The 16,863-nt window shown below is 64.9% G+C and carries 16 protein-coding genes, 1 tRNA gene and 2 pseudogenes; 5 read left to right on the top strand and 14 right to left on the bottom strand.

Translation table 11 applies throughout. From position 1 onward, the window contains the following. Positions 1-6 precede the first annotated feature (6 nt). Both rpsR and rpsF read right to left on the bottom strand, forming a co-directional pair. A complete protein-coding gene (rpsR, locus tag ACEWQZ_RS10320) occupies positions 7-231 on the bottom strand; it encodes a 30S ribosomal protein S18 (RefSeq protein ID WP_476483004.1) in 225 nt (74 codons plus the stop codon). Positions 232-363: 132 nt separating this feature from the next. Further along, positions 364-777, bottom strand: a pseudogene (rpsF, locus tag ACEWQZ_RS10315) (30S ribosomal protein S6); the annotation flags it as partial. A 248-nt stretch (positions 778-1,025) separates the two neighbouring features. On the opposite strand from rpsF, the gene mgtE reads away from it, so the two are divergent. Continuing rightward, positions 1,026-2,390, top strand: a complete 1,365-nt coding sequence (mgtE, locus tag ACEWQZ_RS10310; protein WP_476483003.1) for a magnesium transporter — start codon at positions 1,026-1,028, stop codon at positions 2,388-2,390. Here the strand turns inward: mgtE and ACEWQZ_RS10305 are convergent. Then, entirely contained in the window at positions 2,379-3,005 is a 627-nt protein-coding gene (locus tag ACEWQZ_RS10305; RefSeq protein ID WP_476483002.1) for a class I SAM-dependent methyltransferase, read from the bottom strand. The two genes, mgtE and ACEWQZ_RS10305, sit on opposite strands and share 12 nt — an antisense overlap. Positions 3,006-3,178: 173 nt before the next feature. Here ACEWQZ_RS10305 and ACEWQZ_RS10300 point away from each other — a divergent pair. After that, positions 3,179-3,271: transfer RNA gene (locus tag ACEWQZ_RS10300), tRNA-Ser, on the top strand. A gap of 50 nt (positions 3,272-3,321) precedes the next feature. On the opposite strand, the gene ACEWQZ_RS10295 is transcribed toward ACEWQZ_RS10300, so the two are convergent. The 7 genes from ACEWQZ_RS10295 to ACEWQZ_RS10265 all read right to left on the bottom strand — a co-directional run bounded on the left by ACEWQZ_RS10295 (position 3,322) and on the right by ACEWQZ_RS10265 (position 9,833). Beyond that, positions 3,322-4,872, bottom strand: coding sequence for a S9 family peptidase (locus ACEWQZ_RS10295; RefSeq protein ID WP_476483182.1), 1,551 nt, complete (start codon positions 4,870-4,872; stop codon positions 3,322-3,324). Between the two features lie 25 nt (positions 4,873-4,897). After that, a complete protein-coding gene (locus tag ACEWQZ_RS10290) occupies positions 4,898-5,449 on the bottom strand; it encodes a hypothetical protein (protein ID WP_476483001.1) in 552 nt (183 codons plus the stop codon). A gap of 203 nt (positions 5,450-5,652) precedes the next feature. Further along, positions 5,653-6,012 carry a hypothetical protein gene (locus tag ACEWQZ_RS10285; protein ID WP_476483000.1) on the bottom strand — a complete coding sequence of 120 codons (360 nt, stop codon included), beginning with the start codon at positions 6,010-6,012 and terminating at the stop codon, positions 5,653-5,655. Between the two features lie 14 nt (positions 6,013-6,026). Beyond that, the gene (gene lipA, locus ACEWQZ_RS10280) at positions 6,027-7,031 is read right to left on the bottom strand and encodes a lipoyl synthase (RefSeq protein WP_476482999.1); all 1,005 of its coding nucleotides are present in this window, start codon (positions 7,029-7,031) and stop codon (positions 6,027-6,029) included. Positions 7,032-7,075: 44 nt separating this feature from the next. Beyond that, positions 7,076-7,327, bottom strand: coding sequence for a hypothetical protein (locus tag ACEWQZ_RS10275; RefSeq protein WP_476482998.1), 252 nt, complete (start codon positions 7,325-7,327; stop codon positions 7,076-7,078). Beyond that, positions 7,324-7,890, bottom strand: coding sequence for a sortase domain-containing protein (locus ACEWQZ_RS10270; RefSeq protein ID WP_476482997.1), 567 nt, complete (start codon positions 7,888-7,890; stop codon positions 7,324-7,326). Before ACEWQZ_RS10270 ends, ACEWQZ_RS10275 begins: the two co-directional genes overlap by 4 nt. Before the next feature lie 2 nt (positions 7,891-7,892). Further along, positions 7,893-9,833 (bottom strand): marine proteobacterial sortase target protein, encoded by a 1,941-nt coding sequence (locus ACEWQZ_RS10265; RefSeq protein WP_476482996.1) that lies wholly within the window; start codon positions 9,831-9,833, stop codon positions 7,893-7,895. Positions 9,834-9,983: 150 nt separating this feature from the next. Between ACEWQZ_RS10265 and ACEWQZ_RS10260 the strand changes: the two genes are divergently transcribed. Then, complete coding sequence (locus tag ACEWQZ_RS10260; protein ID WP_476482995.1) at positions 9,984-10,694, top strand: response regulator; 711 nt, start codon at positions 9,984-9,986, stop codon at positions 10,692-10,694. Then, entirely contained in the window at positions 10,691-12,664 is a 1,974-nt protein-coding gene (locus tag ACEWQZ_RS10255; RefSeq protein WP_476482994.1) for an ATP-binding protein, read from the top strand. The genes ACEWQZ_RS10260 and ACEWQZ_RS10255 overlap by 4 nt, the downstream gene beginning before the upstream one ends. Positions 12,665-12,670: 6 nt before the next feature. Here ACEWQZ_RS10255 and ACEWQZ_RS10250 read toward each other — a convergent pair whose 3' ends face one another. From ACEWQZ_RS10250 to msrA, 3 genes and pseudogenes are all read right to left on the bottom strand, one after another. Further along, positions 12,671-13,267: a transglycosylase SLT domain-containing protein gene (locus ACEWQZ_RS10250; RefSeq protein WP_476482993.1), complete on the bottom strand. Its 597-nt coding sequence runs from the start codon at positions 13,265-13,267 to the stop codon at positions 12,671-12,673. A gap of 219 nt (positions 13,268-13,486) precedes the next feature. Then, a pseudogene (locus tag ACEWQZ_RS10245) lies at positions 13,487-14,212 on the bottom strand (histidine phosphatase family protein). Beyond that, positions 14,181-14,660, bottom strand: a complete 480-nt coding sequence (gene msrA, locus ACEWQZ_RS10240; RefSeq protein ID WP_476482992.1) for a peptide-methionine (S)-S-oxide reductase MsrA — start codon at positions 14,658-14,660, stop codon at positions 14,181-14,183. Before msrA ends, ACEWQZ_RS10245 begins: the two are co-directional and overlap by 32 nt. 164 nt (positions 14,661-14,824) lie before the next feature. On the opposite strand from msrA, the gene sbcB reads away from it, so the two are divergent. After that, positions 14,825-16,276: an exodeoxyribonuclease I gene (sbcB, locus tag ACEWQZ_RS10235; protein ID WP_476482991.1), complete on the top strand. Its 1,452-nt coding sequence runs from the start codon at positions 14,825-14,827 to the stop codon at positions 16,274-16,276. A 325-nt stretch (positions 16,277-16,601) separates the two neighbouring features. On the opposite strand, the gene ACEWQZ_RS10230 is transcribed toward sbcB, so the two are convergent. After that, entirely contained in the window at positions 16,602-16,850 is a 249-nt protein-coding gene (locus ACEWQZ_RS10230) for a hypothetical protein (protein ID WP_476482990.1), read from the bottom strand. Between the last annotated feature and the right edge of the window lie 13 nt (positions 16,851-16,863).

Genomic DNA, 16,863 nt, shown 5'->3' with positions numbered 1-16,863 from the left:
AGGCGATCAGTGGTTATCGGTATACGGCAACAGGGCCAGATAGCGTGCCCGCTTGATGGCCGTGCTCAGCTGGCGCTGATAGCGTGCCTTGGTGCCGGTAATGCGGCTGGGCACGATCTTGCCGGTTTCGCCGATGAAATCCTTGAGCAGATCCACGTCCTTGTAATCGATTTCCTCGATCCCTTCGACCGTGAAACGGCAAAACTTGCGTCTTCTCATGAATCGTGCCATCGGTCAGCCCTCCGCCTTGTCCTGTTGGTCAGTGTTGTCCGCTGCGGCAGCAGCCGGCTGGTCATCGGACTGCTCTTCTGCCTTCTCGTCCGCCGCTGCATCTGGCTTGGCAGCCGTTTTTTCGGCAGCTGCATCGTCACCGGATTTGTCCGCCGGCTTGTCACCCGCACCACGGCTGCTCTCTTCCGAGCGCTCGCGACGGGCGCTGTCGCGCTCGTCCTTGCTTTCCTTGCGCTTGAGCATCACCGACGGCTCGGTCTCGGCCTTGTCCTTGCGCACAACCAGGTGGCGCAGAATGGCATCATTGAACTTGAAGGTGCTCTCGAGTTCGGCCAGGGTTTCAGCGTCGCACTCGATATTGAGCATCAGGTAGTGCGCCTTGTGCAACTTGGCAATGGTAAAGGCCAACTGCAGACGCCCCCAGTCTTCACTGCGGTGGACACTGCCACCCTTTTCTTCGATCAGGCCACGGTAGCGATCGAGCATACCGGGCACCTGTTCGCTCTGGTCCGGATGAACCAGGAGAACGATTTCATAATGTCGCATTGTCGACTCCTTGTGGATTCCCAGGCCCGGAGGCAGAATGACCCCGGCCTGCAAAGCCCCCGGTCGGACTGTTGTACAGCCGCCGTGGAGCAAGGTCATGCCCGCAGCGCGAGCAAGCCGGGCATTGTATACCGCTGCCCCGGGCTCGAGCAAGACCAGGTTTTGCTCAACCATCCCTGGCGCCGCTTGACAGCCGGGGTGGCCGACCTATACTGCTGGCCCGTCGCCCCAAGCTTGAGGATCAGCACATGTCAGATGAAGACGTGATTGCCGAGCTGCTGACGCTGCAAAACCTCGGGCGTGAGGAGGCGCTGGCCGAAAAGCTCGAAGTCGTCGCGGTTCAGGACATTGCCGGAGCAATTTCCCAGATGCCGGTCGAGCGGCACGCCCAGGTGCTGCGCGCCCTGCCGGCCGAACGACGCGCGGGTACTTTCTCCTATCTCAGCCACGGCTTTCAGCTTGAAGTCATCAACCTGCTCGAGCCCGATGAGGCCCGGGAAATCCTCAGGGAGCTGCTGCCCGACGACCGCACTGCCTTTCTGGAAAGCCTGGCGCCGCAGGATCTGGAAGGCTTTCTCAAGCTGCTCGGCCCCGAAGACCTGAAACAGTCGCTGAAGCTGCTGGGCTATCCGGAAGAATCGGTGGGTCGCCTGATGACGACGCACTATGTTTCCGTGCGACCGGAATGGACCATTACCCGCGCGCTCGACCACATTCGCCACGAGGCCCACCGCGGCGAGACGATCAACTTCGTGTTCGTCACCGACCAGCGCGGCAAGCTGCTCGATGCCCTGCGGCTCAAGGCTTTCATCCTGGCGCGCCAGGATATCCGCGTCGAGAACCTGATGGATGAAGAAGTCATCCGGATCGAAGCCGATGCCGACCGCGAGCAGGCAGTCCAGACCATTCAGCACTACGACATCAACACCCTTCCCGTCACCGACCGCAGCGGCGTCCTGCTGGGCATTGTCACCGTCGACGACATCATGGACGTCGCCGAAGAGGAAACAACCGAGGACTTTCACAAGTTCGGCGCCAGCGGGCGCCTCAACGTGCCGGTCCGCGAAGCCAGTTCCACCTTTCTGTATCGCAAACGCATCGGCTGGCTATTGATCCTGGTTGCCGTCAACCTGGTCAGCGGGCTGGCCATCGGCTACTTCGAGCATTCCATCGAAGCCGTCATTGCGCTGGTGTTCTTCCTGCCCCTGATCATCGACAGCAGCGGCAACGCCGGCAGCCAGTCGGCCACACTGATGGTGCGCGCGCTGGCAACCGGGGATGTCGCCACCGGCGACTGGCTGCGGATCTGGGGCAAGGAACTGGCCGTCGCGGTCATGCTGGGAGCAACCATGGGGCTGGCGGTGGCCGGCGTGGGCATGTGGCGCGGCGGCCCGGAGCTGGGCCTTCAGCTCGCCGCAGTGGTCAGCCTGACGATGGTGGCCGTCATTGTCATGGGTTCGATGATCGGCGTGCTGCTGCCCTTTCTGCTGACCCGCCTGCGCCTGGATCCAGCCACCGCCAGCACGCCGCTGATCACCTCGGTGGCCGACATCGGCGGCATCTTGATCTACTTCTCGATCGCCAACGCCATTCTCGGGCTGTCACCCGCCTGAAACGGCCTCACGCTGCCAGGTATAAAAGCGCATGGGCGGCACATTGAGCACCTCCAGCTCGACGTCGGGCTTGCCCATGACCTCGGCACCGAGACGCCCAACCGCACCGCGAAACTGGTAGGCGACAAAGCGCCCGTCCGGCGCCAGGGTGTCGCGAATGGCGGCAATGATGGCCAGCCCGACCTCACGCGGCATGGTCGAAAACGGAATCCCCGAAATGACCACATCAGGCGCGTCGAGCTCGTAGCTGGCGAGGATTTCCGCCAGGTCGACGGCGCTGCCGGTGTGTGCCGTCAGCCGCGCATCGCCGATCCCCTCCAGAATCGAGGAGAACTGCGGGTCGAGCTCGATGGTCAGCAGACGTGCGTCGGCCGGCATGGCGTCCAGAATGGCGCGCGTTGTGCCGCCGGTGCCGGGGCCCAGCTCGACCACGGTCCGGGCCGAAGCCACCCGGGACGTATTGATGATGCGCCGCTCGAGAAAGCGCGAACTGGGAATGATCGAACCGACCTGCTCGGGGCTGCGCAGAAACCCCCGAAAGAAATCGATGCTGCGCGTAGACTGTCGCGGTGCCGCTTTGCCGTTGCCTTCCACAAATACTCCTTGGATGTTCAAGCGGGTCAAAGACTCATTCTATCGCGAAATTCCTGATCCCCCGGGGTTTACCCGAAGCGTTTTTATCGCTATCCTTGCGCGCTTGAAGTCGACCAACACCCCGGCAACGCTTGCGGTACAATGCGCGTCCTGTCGATCCGGTGGTTTTCGATCGGCGGATACAATCAGTTTACGGAGAGGTGGCCGAGTGGCTGAAGGCGCTCCCCTGCTAAGGGAGTATGGGGTTTATAGCCTCATCGAGGGTTCGAATCCCTCTCTCTCCGCCACACAAAAAACCCCGCCTCGCGCGGGGTTTTTTTATCGCCGAATCCGAGCCTCAACCGCGATCCGTGCCGGCCTCCACCTGCCCGGCCAGGTCCAGGAAAAAGGCGTACTCCAGCGCCGTCTGCTCCAGGCGCCTGAAGCGTCCCGATGCGCCACCGTGTCCGGAATCCATATCGGTACGCAAAAGCAGCGGGTTATCGTCGGTCTTGTTCACCCGCAGCCGCGCTACCCACTTGGCTGGCTCCCAGTACTGCACCTGCGAGTCCCACAGACCGGTCGTTGCCAGGATGGCCGGATAGTCCTGCGCCACCACATTGTCATAGGGTGAGTAGGAAAGCATGTACTCGTAGTACTCGGGATCTTTTGGATTGCCCCATTCGTCAAACTCGTTGGTGGTCAGCGGGATCGACTCGTCGAGCATGGTCGTGACGATATCGACAAACGGCACGTGGGCTGCAATTCCGCGATAGCGGTCGGGTGCGCGGTTGGCAATCGCGCCCATCAGCAGGCCACCGGCGCTGCCGCCGACGGCAAAAACGCGGTCACCGTCGACCAGGCCCGCCCGCACCAGATGATCTGTCACATCAACAAAATCATTGAATGTATTGATCTTGTTGAGCATTTTCCCGTCTTCGTACCAATGCCTCCCCATCACCTGACTGCCGCGGACATGCGCGATGGCGAACACGAAGCCGCGGTCGACCAGGCTCAGGCGCGCTGTTGAAAACGACGGGTCCCTGGTGAAACCGTAGGATCCATAGGCGTACTGATAAAGCGGCGCGGTGCCGTCGAGCGGCGTATTCCGGTGGTGCAGGATGGACACCGGCACCCGGGTGCCATCGCGGGCAGTGGCCCACTCGCGCCGCGTGCGATAGTCCGATGACGCATAGCCTCCGGGCACCTCTTCGCGCTTGAGCAGAGTGCGTTCGCCGCTGGCCACATCCAGCTCCCAGGTACTCGTCGGCGTGGTCAACGAGGAGTAGACAAAGCGCAGCGTCCCGGCCGACTGATCAAGATTGGTGCCGAGCACGACGGTATAAGCGGGCTCGTCGAACTCGAGCAGCCTGGAGTTGCCGCTGCCCCAATCCAGTATCCGGATCTGTCGCAGGCCGTTGGAGCGCTCGCTCACCGCCAGAAACTGATCAAAGGCGTCGAAGTCGTGAATGAACACCTCATCCCGATGGGCAACAACATCCGACCAGCGGGCACGATCAGCGTGTTCGTTCACAGGTGCGCTCATGATGCGGAAATTGGGCGCCTGGAAGTTGCTGCGAATCAGCCAGCGATCACCCAGATGATCGGCCTGGTACTCGTGATCGCGCTCGCGCGGGAAAAAGACTTGCAGCGGCTGGTCAAGGGCATCCGCCTCGACAATACGCATCTCGCTGGCCACGGTCGAGCGCAGATAGACGGTGTTGTAGGCGTTTGAAGTCGTTCGCGACACGCTGGTGTAGAACGCCGTGTCGTCTTCCTGGTGAACGATCTCGCCCGGCTCACCACTGCCGACGTGGTAGCGGCGAACGCGCCAAGAACGCAGGGTTTCAGGTTCGTTCTCGACGTAGTAAAGCACCTCGTCGCTGGCTGACCAGGACACGCTGGAAATACCCGTCAGGCCGGTGTCGACATCCTCACCGGTAGTCAGATCGCGGATATACAGGCGGTACTTGCCGACGGCCCACCGCGTCTTCCAGCCAGGCCAGGTAGCGACCGCTCATGCTGACGTCGCGATCACCAACGCTGTAGAAATCGTGCCCTTCGGCCAGTTCGTTGACGTCGAGCAGAATCTCCTCTTCGGCCTCGAGGCTGCCGCGGCGGCGAACGTGAATCGGATACTCCCGACCGGCCTCGTAGCGCGTGGAATACCAGTAGCCGCGGTCAAAATACGGCACGCTGCTGTCGTTTTCCTTGACGCGCGAGCGCATCTCCTCGAACAGAGTCTCGCGCAGCTGCGACTGGTTGGCCAGTACGGCATCGGCGTAATCGTTCTCTGCCGTCAAGTAGGCAAGCACGTCAGGATCCTGGCGTGTGTCGTCGCGCAGCCAGTACCAGGGGTCAGCGCGCTCGCCGGCGGGGGCGCTGACCATGTGTTCGCGCTGCTCGGCCATTGGCGGCTCGGGCAATTTCCGGGCGGTGTTGTCGGGTCGGGTTTCGGACTGATTTTCGGATCGGGATTCAGACATTATCTCGTCACTTGCATTGGCTGGTGCGTGCTCGCGGTCGCAGGCCACAAGAAAAAAACTCAGTAACAGGCCAGCAAGGCCGGCCAATGGCGTTTGCCTGATCATGCAGGGCTCCCTGAAGTTGAGAGATTTGCGCAGCTGGGCGCAGGCCAGTGATATTACACCAAGCCCGAGCCGCCAGCGGGCCGGCAGCGGTGGCGCCGTCAGCCCCCGCGCTCTGCGAACAGCTGCGCGAGCAGTCGGGCATGAAAGCCTTCAGGGTCGTGACCGTCATGCAGCCCCAACTGCTGTGCGCGCTCGAAGAAGCCTCTGGCCGGCCGCCCGCTGCCGGTGCGGCTGACGACCAGCGCGGCTCGCAGCGGCCGCCCCGCTTCCGCGTCGCGGGCAAGCAGCGTCTCGAGCAGGCGGGTGGTCTTGTGAATGCGTCCGGGCCCCGGCATGCCCAGCGCGTCGGCGACCTCCAGATAGGTCAGCGTACGCTGCTGCCGTCGCGCACGCGCGAGCAGCTCGGCCAGCCGCTCAAGGTAGCTTTCGTATTCATCGGGGCTCAGGCTTTCGGGCACGGCAAAGCGCCCGCTCAGGCCACGTCGGAATCAATACCGCAGTTGTTTTTCTCGAAAACCCTGTCAGCGCGGTAGCTGGAACGCACCAGCGGACCGGAAACAACTTCCAGAAAGCCCTTCTCAAGCCCGATTTCCCGCAGCTCAAGAAATTCTTCGGGCGTAACGAAACGCTCGACCGGCAGATGATTGACGGTCGGCTGCAGATACTGACCGAAGGTGACGATATCAACGCCGATGGCACGCAAGTCATCCATGGTCTCGATGACTTCCTCGGTGGTCTCGCCCAGGCCCAGCATCAGGCTGGTCTTGGTCAGCACCTTCGGCTTGTGGAGCTTGGCATGCTCGAGCACTTTCAGCGTCTGCTCATAGCCGGCGCGGGGGTCGCGCACCGGATGGGTCAGGCGACGCACCGTCTCGACGTTCTGCGCAAAGACTTCCAGTCCGGAATCGACCACCGTTTCAACATCGTGCAAACGACCCTGGAAGTCGGGCGTCAGCGCCTCGACCGCGGTGTGCGGATTGACCTTCTTGATTTCGCGCACGCAGGCGGCATAGTGCCCGGCTCCGCCGTCTTCAAGATCGTCGCGATCAACCGAGGTCAACACCACGTACTTGAGATCCATCAGCCGCACCGAAGCGGCGGAGTTGGCTGGCTCCTCGGCGTCCAGCCAGCCACGCGGGTTGCCGGTATCAACCGAGCAGAAACGGCAGGCGCGCGTGCAGACATCGCCCATCAGCATGATCGTGGCGACACCGTTGGACCAGCACTCGCCGATATTGGGGCACTTGGATTCCTGGCAGACCGTGGCCAGGCGGTGATCGTTGACGTTGCGCCGTACTTTCTCGTACTTGCCGCCCTGGGGCAGCTTTGCCCGCAGCCAGGAGGGCTTGCGGCCAACCGGTGCTGGCTCGGCGCCGGCACGCGCCTTGATGCCGTCACGAATGGCGGTAAAGCCCTGCGGCTTCTGAATCTTCTGCCCGCTTTTGAGGGCAATCGGGATCTGTCTGGCTTCGGTCACGCTGGGTACACTCCTGAATCATTCCGCTTGACTCGGATCTCATGTTAACCCATGGCCCGCGCGGACTTGCCATGAAATGGCTTGATTCCGGGCGGTCGATCAAAGCCGTGCGCGGGTTCCAGCCACGCCGGCAGGGGCGCGCGCGAACACCGCGTATTCGCGCCACCACGGAGCGCTGTCTGCACTACCCCGGGCAGGGGGCATTCGGCGTCTGCCGGAACATGGCTGGCGGCAGCATCCCAGCCCCAGCGACGCTTGAGCTCGCTTGAGAGTTCGTCAATACACAAAACAGTCATGAAGCAGCCTCCTTCGTCGAGTCGAGCGGGCGCAGGTGCACGACAAGGCGCTCGGGGCCGCCCGCAACCGGCGCGTCGAAGGGATAACAGGTAATCAGCGTCATCGCCCGTTCGGGCAGGCCAAGGTCGATGCCTGTCCGGCGCGAATCGACCACGCGGACGGTCTCGACCTGCCACCATTGGCGCTGACCATCCGCCGCGATCAGCTCGAAGCGATCGCCCGGCGCAACCGCCCGCAGAAAGGAAAAATGCGTATCCCGATGGGCCGCGAGCACGTGATGGCCGCCCTCGCCCACCGCCATGCCCGGGCCCCAGGCCATGACCGGTGTCTCCAGACCATCGAGCACCAGGCGATCGATGGACAGCCGCGGCATGCGCAGGCGCGCGACCGGATGACTGACCGCACCCGGCCAGGGGGCAACCGCTCGGTCGCTTCCGCGGGCTTCCTGCCAGGCGCGCTCCAGCAGGAACTGGCCCAGCCAGGCCTTGCCCTGAGTCCAGCCGGCGGAGCCGAATTGCCAGCCGGCCAGCGACAGCAGCGCAATGATCGTCAGCCGTCGCATGCTCATTCCTCCTCGCCGCGATGGATACGGCGCTGGAACAACAACAGCCCGACCAGCAGCAGGGCCACCGCGCCGCGCACAACCGCCGCCACGCTGCCGCCGTCGGTTGCCGGCATGGCCTGCAGGCCGGGCGAACGCCCGGCGGCGGGGCCGGTCTCGAGCGCGTGACGCTCGAGCGCGATTTCGCGGCTGCGCGCCGGCGTCTGATCGACCGCCACCAGGCTGGTCTGCGAGCTGACCAGCGAGTACGCCAGAGCGGTGTCGAGCACCTGGTCGGCCACCTGCCCGGGCGCAAGTGCCGGAGGGGCGCCATTTTCCAGTGCCGCGATACGCGAGCGCCCCCACTGGGCAGCCACGCCGGGCGCCGGCTGAAAGGCTTCCAGCGCCACGACCCGCTCGAACGGCCGTCCGTTGCTGGTTCCGCGCACCACCACGTCGCCGCGGAGCCGATCAGCGCGGGCCATCACCCGCAGCGGCTGTCCGACGTAGAGATCGGGCAGCGTCTGCGGGTAGAACTCGACCGGCCGGGGCCACTCGACTTCAAGGTCATGAATCACCGGGCTTTCAAGCTGGAGCACCAGCTCGCTCATGCGCTCGGCAATCAATGCAGTGTCGGCAATCGCGGTGTAACTGCCTCGACCGGCCGCGGCCATCCGGCGCAAGAAGGCCCCGTTGACGCCGTGGCCAATGCCGACGGCAAACAGGCGGGCGCGGCCCAGCTCGCCACGCGCTCGCTCAAGCAGTTCGCGCTCGTTGCCCACCATGCCGTCAGTGATGAAAACGATCTGTTGCAGAAAACCGGGCGCGGCCGGCGCCGCCAGAGCCAGATTCAGCGGCGGGCCCATGTCGGTACCGCCACCGGCCGCCAGTGCATCCACCCACTCGGCGGCTTCAAGGTGCGCCTGTTGGCTGAACGCTCGCGGCCGTGAATACAGCGCTTGCGCCCGGTGGTTGAAGGCAATCACATTGAAGCGATCGCCGGGCTTGAGGCTGGCCAGGGCATAGCGCAGGGACTCGCGCGCCTGCGCTATCGGATCGCCGGACATCGAGCCGGAGGTGTCCACCACCAGAGTCACCGCGCGCGGCGTGGCATCGGCCTCGAAAGCCTGCGGCGGCACCAGCGTGAGCATGACGTGCTCGTGACCATTGAACGACTCGGCAAAGGCGGCGCTCGCGGCCGCACCGGTCTGTTCAGGCTCCCAGATCAGCTCGAAGTCGCGCCCGGAGACATCGACTCCGTCAGCCAGCGTGACCTGCCACTCACCGCCGAGGTCCGTGACGTCGACGGCGTGATGGCTCGAGCGGATAGCGCTCAACTGCAGGCCCGGGCGCAGCGTTACGGTCAGCTCGACCGGGCGCTGCGGCAGTTCGTCGCCCGGCAGCGCCTGCAGACCGCGCTGCAGTGCGCGCTCGAATTCCCGGCCGGGCCGGAAATTCGGTGCTGACGTGGTCGGAAACTGCAGCCGGAACTGACCGTGTTCGTAGGCCACCGCCTGAGTGAAACCGATCCGGATCTCCACCATTTCTCCGGGCGGAATATTGGCCACCCGCGTCGCGAACAGATTGCTCTGATCACGCTCGACCAGACCGGCAATCCGCCCCTGTTGGCGAGCGTCTTCGTAGGTCGTCTTCGCCCGCCCTTTTTCCTGGATCTCGCCCTCGATCAGACGCTCGCCCAAGCGAATCTGCAGCTGCTCTACGGCTGATCGATCAGGCAGCGGAAAGCGATACACGCCCTCGGCCCAGTCTCCGGTGTGGTTGAAAAACTGCTGGCGCAGCTCGACCAGCGCCAGCGTACCGGTGACCTGAACATCCACCTTCGTCGCCAGCGACAGCGCCGCCGAACGCTCGCCGGAGGAAGAGTGCTCCAGCCACAACCCGGACTCCGCGGCAAACGCCGGACCCAGAACCAACCACAGCAACAGCAACGACAGGCGCAACATGAAACGAACTCCCGATGGAAACGATGGGCGCCATTTCAGCGCAGCGAGGTGGCAGATGACCTGCCATGCGCTGTCGGAATCCTGATCGAATGTGGCAAACTTGTGGCGGCCGCCCCGCAGCGGGCGAGGCAAAACTGCAAGGCCTTCCGGATGTCCCAGCGACTGATCGCCATCGTCGAAGACGAAGACAGCCTGCGCGAAAACTATCGCGAGGCCCTCGAGCGCTACGGCTTTGCCACCCGCGGCTACGCGCGCCGCGACGAGGCCGAGGCGGCGTTGGCCGGCCCCCTGCCCGATCTGGTGATCATCGACGTCGGGCTGGGCAATGAGCCCGAGGGCGGATTCGATCTGTGTCGCGCCCTGCGTCAGCGCTCGGCCAGCCTGCCGATCATTTTCCTGACCGCGCGCGACAGCGATCTGGATGCCGTTTCGGGGCTGCGCCTGGGCGCCGACGACTACCTGACCAAGGACATCTCCAACCAGCATCTGCTGGCCCGCATCCTCGCCCTGTTCCGGCGCATCGATGCGGTGCGCGCGCCGGATAACCGCGATGTTCCGCTGCGGCTGGGCTCGATCGAGCTCGAGCCCGACACCATGCAGGTGCGCTGGCGTGGTCATCCGGTCAACCTGACGGTGACCGAGTTCTGGATGGTGCACTGCCTGCTCGAGCGCCCCGGCCACGTCAAGAGCCGCTCGCAGCTGATGGACGCCGCCAGCCTGCTGGTCGATGAAACCACCGTGACCTCGCACATCAAGCGCATCCGGCGCAAGTTCGAAGCGCTGGATGCAGATTTCGACCGGCTCGAGACCGTCCACGGTGCCGGCTACCGCTGGCGGCCGGGCCATCAGGCCGCGGGGTGAGGCTACGCGCCCGGCTGGCCCTGATTTCGGCCCTGATGCTCTTGTTGCCGCTGGCGGGCTGGCAGCTGGTGCGCGCGCTGGAAGGATCACTGCGCGACAGCTACCAGCAGACTCTGATCGATACCGCCCGCTCTCTGGCGGCCGAGATTGCGGCCGGCGAAATCGAACTGCCCGCTGCCGACGGGCTGTTCGTGCACCGAGCCGAAAACGGCTTCGTGATCGATGGCCACACCGATGACTGGGCGCTCTGGCTCGACGAAGCCCAGCCGCTGACAAGCCCGAAGCCTGCCAGCGGCAGCGCCCGCGTGGTCCTGGCCGACTATCGCGGCAGCCTGCACCTGCTCGTGGAGGTCGAAGACGACGCGCTCGTGCTGGGCGGCCCGGACGGCCGCCCCGGCGACCACCTGATGGTCGGAATCCGATCTGCGCAAGGGCACGGCGAACTGCCGGTCAAGCCGCTGGCGCCGGGCTGGCTTGCCCTGCGCGACGACAACCAGGGCCTGCGCGCCCGGGCAGCGCTGCAGCCGACCGAGCGTGGCTGGCGCATCGAACTGGCCATCGACCAGCCCGACCGGATCAGCGCCCTGGACCTGCGCGTGGTCGATATCGACAGCCAGGCGGCAGCATCGCCGGCCGGTGTTCATGGAACCGCTGGCCTGCGCCCCCTGATTCGACCCTCCCGCGACCTGTCGCAGCAGCTGGCCGCGCGCCTGCCCGAGGGCACCCGCGCCTGGCTTGCCGGGGCCAACGGCTGGGTGATTGCGCGCGCTGAGCGCCAGCACCCGCAGACCGCCGACAATACGGCGCCAACCACCGGCTGGCTGCTGGCCACGACCGCCGCGCGGCTGCTGGGCGTACTGCCCGGAAATGCACCGCAGCGCGGCCAGAATCGCGACCGGATCCAACTCGACAAGGCTGGCCCACAGCCGGGCGCGCGCTGGTATCAACAGCCATCGGGCAGCGGCTTTGTGGTCAGCGCCAGCGCGCCGATCGAGCGCAACGGCAGGGTCGGCGCACATGTCGTGATCGAGCGCCCCGCCGACCGCTTCATGGCGCGCGCCTATCGCTCACTGCTGCAGTTGTTCGTCTTCGGCCTGGCCGGCATGTTGATCGTCGCCGCCGCTCTGATCGGCTTTGCCGCACGCCTTTCCGGCCGCATCCGCCGCCTGCGCAACGCCGCGGAGTCGGCCATCGACCGCGATGGCCGGGTGCACAGAGCCTTGCCGGCGCCAACGCACGGCGACGAGATCGGCGACCTGGGGCGCAGCCTTTCAGCCATGGTCGAACGCCAGCGCCAGCATCAGGACTACCTGCAAACGCTGGCCGACAAACTCTCTCACGAGCTGCGCACGCCGCTGGCCATGATCCGCTCATCGCTGGAGAACCTGGGCGAAGTCGACGATGCCCCATCGCGGGAGCGCTACCTGCAGCGTGCCGATCAGGGCTGCCAACGCCTGCAGCGAATGTTTCAGGCCATGAGCCAGGCGGCGCGCATCGAAGAAAGCCTTGCCGCCGAAGCGCTGGAAACGATCGATTTCGGCGAGCTCGTCGAGCAGTACGTTCAAGGTTGCCGTCAGACGTTTGTCGCCCGCCGCTTCACCGCCCGACTGCCGGCGCCCGGCGAGGCACGAATCGCCGCATCCGGCGAGCAGCTTGCCCAGATGCTCGACAAGCTGGTGGAAAATGCCGTCGAATTCAGCGCCAAAGGCAGCCGCATCACCCTGCGCGTCCTGCGCCGCGGCGAACGCGTTTGCCTGCAGGTCGACAACCCCGGCCCCAGCCTGCCCGCCGGGCAATCCGAGCGCATCTTCGACTCGATGGTGAGCTCACGCAGCGGCGGCGACGGCGCTCATCTGGGACTGGGCCTGTACATCGTGCGGCTGATTGCCCAACGGCACGGCGCCCGCGTTCGGGCTGCCGACCGACCCGGTGGCGCAAGGTTCGAAGTGGACTTCCCGCGCGGCCAATAACCGGCGTCAGGACTGGCTGTAGCGCCGATAGAGGATATTCACCCGCCGCACATACTCGCGGGTTTCAGGAAATGGCGGAATGCCGTCATGGCGACGAACCGCGTTCTCGCCGGCGTTATAAGCCGCGATGATGCGCTCCAGATCACCGCTGAACTCCTCGCCCAGCCACGCCAGATAAGCCACGCCGGCGGTGATGTTGTCGAGCGGATCGAAAGGATTGGAAACGCCGAAGCGGCGCTGGGTGCCGGGCATCAGCTGCATCAGACCCTGCGCACCGGTGCGTGACACCGCCTCAGGTTCGAACCAGGACTCGGCATGCATGATGGCGCGCACCAGGGCAGCGTCGACGCCGTAGCTTTCGCTGGCGGCATGAATCTCGGTCTGGTACAGACCCGGAATCAGCGGCGTTTTCTGCCAGTCCACGCCCTTGCGACAGGTGCCATAGCAGCCCAGGTTGCGCACCTTGTAGCTTGGGTTTTCGGGCTTGCGATCGGTATAGACGGTGATCCCGTCTTCGTCGACATAAGTATAGACCTGGGCACTGGCATCGGCCGCGCCAAGACACAACAGGGCCAGCGTCGCTGCGGCAATCAATCCCTTCATGGCGCGTTGCGGATGATTCACTTCAAAAGCCCCCGATAGCGTAAGGACAGGCCGCCCTGGTGATGGTTGCCGCCCTGCCCCGAGCGTTGCCCGGACCCTCGACAGCCGGAAACCGACGGCGTGGCCTCAAAATACTGCACTCGGCGCCCGGTTTCCAGTCATTGCCGGGCAACCGCGTTGATGCACCACAGTCATGGCAAGCAGGCCACCCGGGCGCGATCAGGCCCGTGTTCGCAGCGGCCCGGCCTCCAGGTGGCGCACGCAGTTGAGCGTCTCGATGCGCCAGGCGCCGTCTTCGAAGCCGAGCTCGCTGACCGACGCATTGTACAGCGCAACGGCCAGCTCGCGCTGCCAGGCCAGATCCTGCGCCACAAGCCCGGCCAGCAGGGTGGCAATGACGCCGGCAGAGCTCACCACAATCACGCTGCTGCCCGAGCGCAGACTGGCCTCCCACTCGCTGGAGGCGCGCATCACCCGCTGCTGGAACGCCGCCCAGGTGCCTGCTTCAGGGTCGCTCAATCCGCCGGCCTGCCAGGCAGCCAGCACCCGCGGGAACCAGGCCAGCAGCTCATCGAGATAGCGCACCGGATCGAGCAGCTGGTACCGGGGCGGCCGCTCGAGCCCCAGCTCCGCGGCCTACGCCAGCGCCGCGCGCACCAATCCATCGGTCGAAAACTCGTCGAGGTCGCCACTGCGCCGCACCCCGGCTGCGTCGGCAACAAGCGGTGCCAGCGTCTGCTGATGGCGTCGCAGCGTACCCGACCAGAGAATCGCTCCGGAACCATGCCGGGGCGCCAGCCGTGCGGCCAGGCGGCGCGCCTGACGATGACCGCATGCAGACAGACGATCATAATCGTCGCTGCCCAGGCTGGCCTGCCCGTGGCGAACCAGAATCAGGCGGGGCGGCAGGTCTTCAGGACCCTGAAACCGCGCAGCTGCCGCCATTCTTTTCCAGGTAACGCTGGTGGTAGTCTTCAGCCGGCCAGAATGTCTTTGCCGGCTCGATGGACGTGGCAATCGGGCGCTTGAAACGACCGCTGTCATCCAGTTCGCTCTTGACCTGCTCTGCGGTCTCGCGCTGGGACGGGTCGTGGGCGAAAATCACCGAGCGGTACTGGCTGCCAAGATCTGCCCCCTGGCCGTTGACCTGAGTCGGATCATGCAGCTCGAAAAACGCCCGCAGCAGCGCTTCGTAGGAGATTGCTTCCGGGTCGAACTCAACCTCGCAGGCCTCGGCATGCCCGGTCTTGTCGCTGCATACCTGTTGATAATCAGGGTTGTCAACGTGGCCGCCGGTGTAGCCAACGACAACGTCAGTCACCCCCGGCATCTCCCGGAAGCGCACCTCGACGCCCCAGAAGCAGCCGGCTCCAAAAGTCGCCTTTTCTGTCATGCCTTCTGACTCCTTGCTCGATTCAACGGCTGGCTGACATGCGAATGCATGCGCCAATCAATGATATCCGACCACGCCGGGCAAGACAGGTTCGCGCGCGACTTCCGGGCCTCTCCCGGCCGGCTTCTGGTCTTCAGCGCGCCCGTGTGAAATGATGCGGTGCCATGAAAGACGAAACCTTCCTCTGGTACGACTTCGAAACCTTCGGTGCCGATCCGCGCCGCGACCGCCCCGCGCAGTTTGCCGCCCGCCGCACCAACGCGGCACTCGAACCGATCGGCGAGCCCGAGGTGTTCTACTGCCGGCCAGCCGACGACGTGCTGCCACAGCCAATGGCCTGCCTGATCACCGGTATCACGCCGCAGACCGCACGCGAGCGCGGGCTGCCGGAAAACGAGTTCGCCGAGCGCGTCTTCCGCCTGATGAGCCGGCCCGCCACCTGCTCGGTGGGCTACAACAACTTTCGCTTCGATGACGAGGTGGTACGCCACCTGTTCTGGCGCAACTTCATCGACCCCTATGCGCGCGAGTGGGCCAACGGCAACAGCCGCTTCGACCTGATCGACCTGCTGCGCCTAGCGCGCGCCCTGCGCCCGGACGGCATCGAATGGCCCGACCACGACGACGGCAAACCCAGCTTCCGTCTCGAGGATCTCGCCGCCGCCAACGGCATGGACAGCAGCCGGGCCCACGACGCCCTGGCGGATGTCGACTTCACCCTGGCCATGGCCACGCGCCTGAAGGAACACCAGCCCCGGTTGTGGAATTGGGCGCTCGGCCTGCGCCAGCGCCAGCGCGTGGACGACCTGCTCGCTGCCGGGCAGCCGCTGCTGCATGCCTCGTCGCGTTTTCCCGCCCTGCCCGGCTGCGGCGTCGCCCCGGTACTGCCGATCGGCCGCCACCCGCACATTCCCAGCCAGTGGCTGGTGTGGAACCTCAACGTCGATCCACGCCCGTTTCTGGAATTCACCCGCGACGAGCTCGCCGACCGCTACTGGACTGCCGCCGCCGACCTGCCCGAAGGCGAGCAGCGCGTGCCCGTCAAGCTGGTGCGCAACAACCGCTGCCCCATGCTGGCGCCGATGAACGTGCTCGAACACAGTCGGGCCGGCGCGCTCGGCATCGAGCTCGACGAGCTCGCCAACCGAGCGCAGCTGCTGCGTGAGACCCCAGGTTTTGATGAGCGGCTGGGCGGCCTGTTCGCGGAGCGCGGAGCGGTTGACGGCATCGACCCGGAGCTTGACCTGTACGGCGGCTTCCCGCCCCGCGGCGACCGCCCGGTCATCGCACGCGTGCCGCAGCTCGAGCCCCGGCAGCTGGCCGGAATGGACGCCCCTTTCGAAGACGAGCGCCTCAACGAGCTGCTGCTGCGCTATCGCGCCCGTCTGTGGCCGGACTCCCTGTCGACCGCGGAGCGCCAACAGTGGGAGCGATACCGCAAAAAGCGCCTGCTCGACGACCCGGAACTGGCCAGCATCCGCCTGGACGAGTACCGCCAGCAACTCGAAGTGCTGATGCAACAGCGGCCTGAGCAGGAGGCCTTGTGGCGTGAATTGGCCGCCTGGCCGGCGGCGCTTGGCCTGGCTGAAGCCAATGACGGCGACGGCGGGCCATGAAAACCATGAATCAAGCAGTTACGGCATCTTCATGAAGCAGCATCTTCGAATGTTATGCACAACTGGTTGATTCCGACATTGACAGAATCTTCACGCTGCCAGGCCCGATGAAAACCACCTTGACATATTGTAAATCACTGTTTTTTCTCTTCTTTGATGGTTTGGCCACAAATTGATCAAAGTGCTTGAATGCCGGCCAACAGCCATGCAGCGCAATTTTGCCCACAAGGTTATCCACAGGTTTTGTGGATAACGGCCACAAACGGCCCCAACTCGCTGTTTTGTGACGACAATCACCCTTGCTTGCCCGGCTTCGGCCGGCAATTCAGGCCGCCAGGCCAGTCAGGGGAAGCTGCGGCTGGTCATGGCCGGCGACCTCGCCGGTCGAGCGCACAGCCCGGCGCAGAAGACGATCACTGCGCGGCGAGACAAACTCGACCACGCTGCCGTCATCGAAACGCATCATCATCACGACCGGCGGTTCGCCGGCGCGACCGGGACGGGCAATCACGCCGCTGACGGTCTTGCCCACAATCTCGTCGCGCAACCTATGGCTGCCTACACGCTTGCTCATGCTGAAATCTCCT

The organism is Wenzhouxiangella sp. YN1 (assembly GCF_056324145.1).
Note: the sequence above shows the minus strand (reverse complement) of the source record. Positions and strands in the feature narration are given on the sequence as shown.

What these genes read in the sequence shown, in the direction of transcription:
- msrA (WP_476482992.1), bottom strand. Translation starts at nt 14,660, where the DNA reads ATGACAGAAAAGGCGACTTTTGGAGCCGGCTGCTTCTGGGGCGTCGAG.
- ACEWQZ_RS10270 (WP_476482997.1), bottom strand. Translation starts at nt 7,890, where the DNA reads ATGCGACGGCTGACGATCATTGCGCTGCTGTCGCTGGCCGGCTGGCAA.
- ACEWQZ_RS10230 (WP_476482990.1), bottom strand. Translation starts at nt 16,850, where the DNA reads ATGAGCAAGCGTGTAGGCAGCCATAGGTTGCGCGACGAGATTGTGGGC.
- rpsR (WP_476483004.1), bottom strand. Translation starts at nt 231, where the DNA reads ATGGCACGATTCATGAGAAGACGCAAGTTTTGCCGTTTCACGGTCGAA.
- sbcB (WP_476482991.1), top strand. Translation starts at nt 14,825, where the DNA reads ATGAAAGACGAAACCTTCCTCTGGTACGACTTCGAAACCTTCGGTGCC.
- ACEWQZ_RS10250 (WP_476482993.1), bottom strand. Translation starts at nt 13,267, where the DNA reads ATGAAGGGATTGATTGCCGCAGCGACGCTGGCCCTGTTGTGTCTTGGC.
- mgtE (WP_476483003.1), top strand. Translation starts at nt 1,026, where the DNA reads ATGTCAGATGAAGACGTGATTGCCGAGCTGCTGACGCTGCAAAACCTC.
- ACEWQZ_RS10260 (WP_476482995.1), top strand. Translation starts at nt 9,984, where the DNA reads ATGTCCCAGCGACTGATCGCCATCGTCGAAGACGAAGACAGCCTGCGC.
- ACEWQZ_RS10275 (WP_476482998.1), bottom strand. Translation starts at nt 7,327, where the DNA reads ATGACTGTTTTGTGTATTGACGAACTCTCAAGCGAGCTCAAGCGTCGC.
- ACEWQZ_RS10265 (WP_476482996.1), bottom strand. Translation starts at nt 9,833, where the DNA reads ATGTTGCGCCTGTCGTTGCTGTTGCTGTGGTTGGTTCTGGGTCCGGCG.
- ACEWQZ_RS10290 (WP_476483001.1), bottom strand. Translation starts at nt 5,449, where the DNA reads ATGTCTGAATCCCGATCCGAAAATCAGTCCGAAACCCGACCCGACAAC.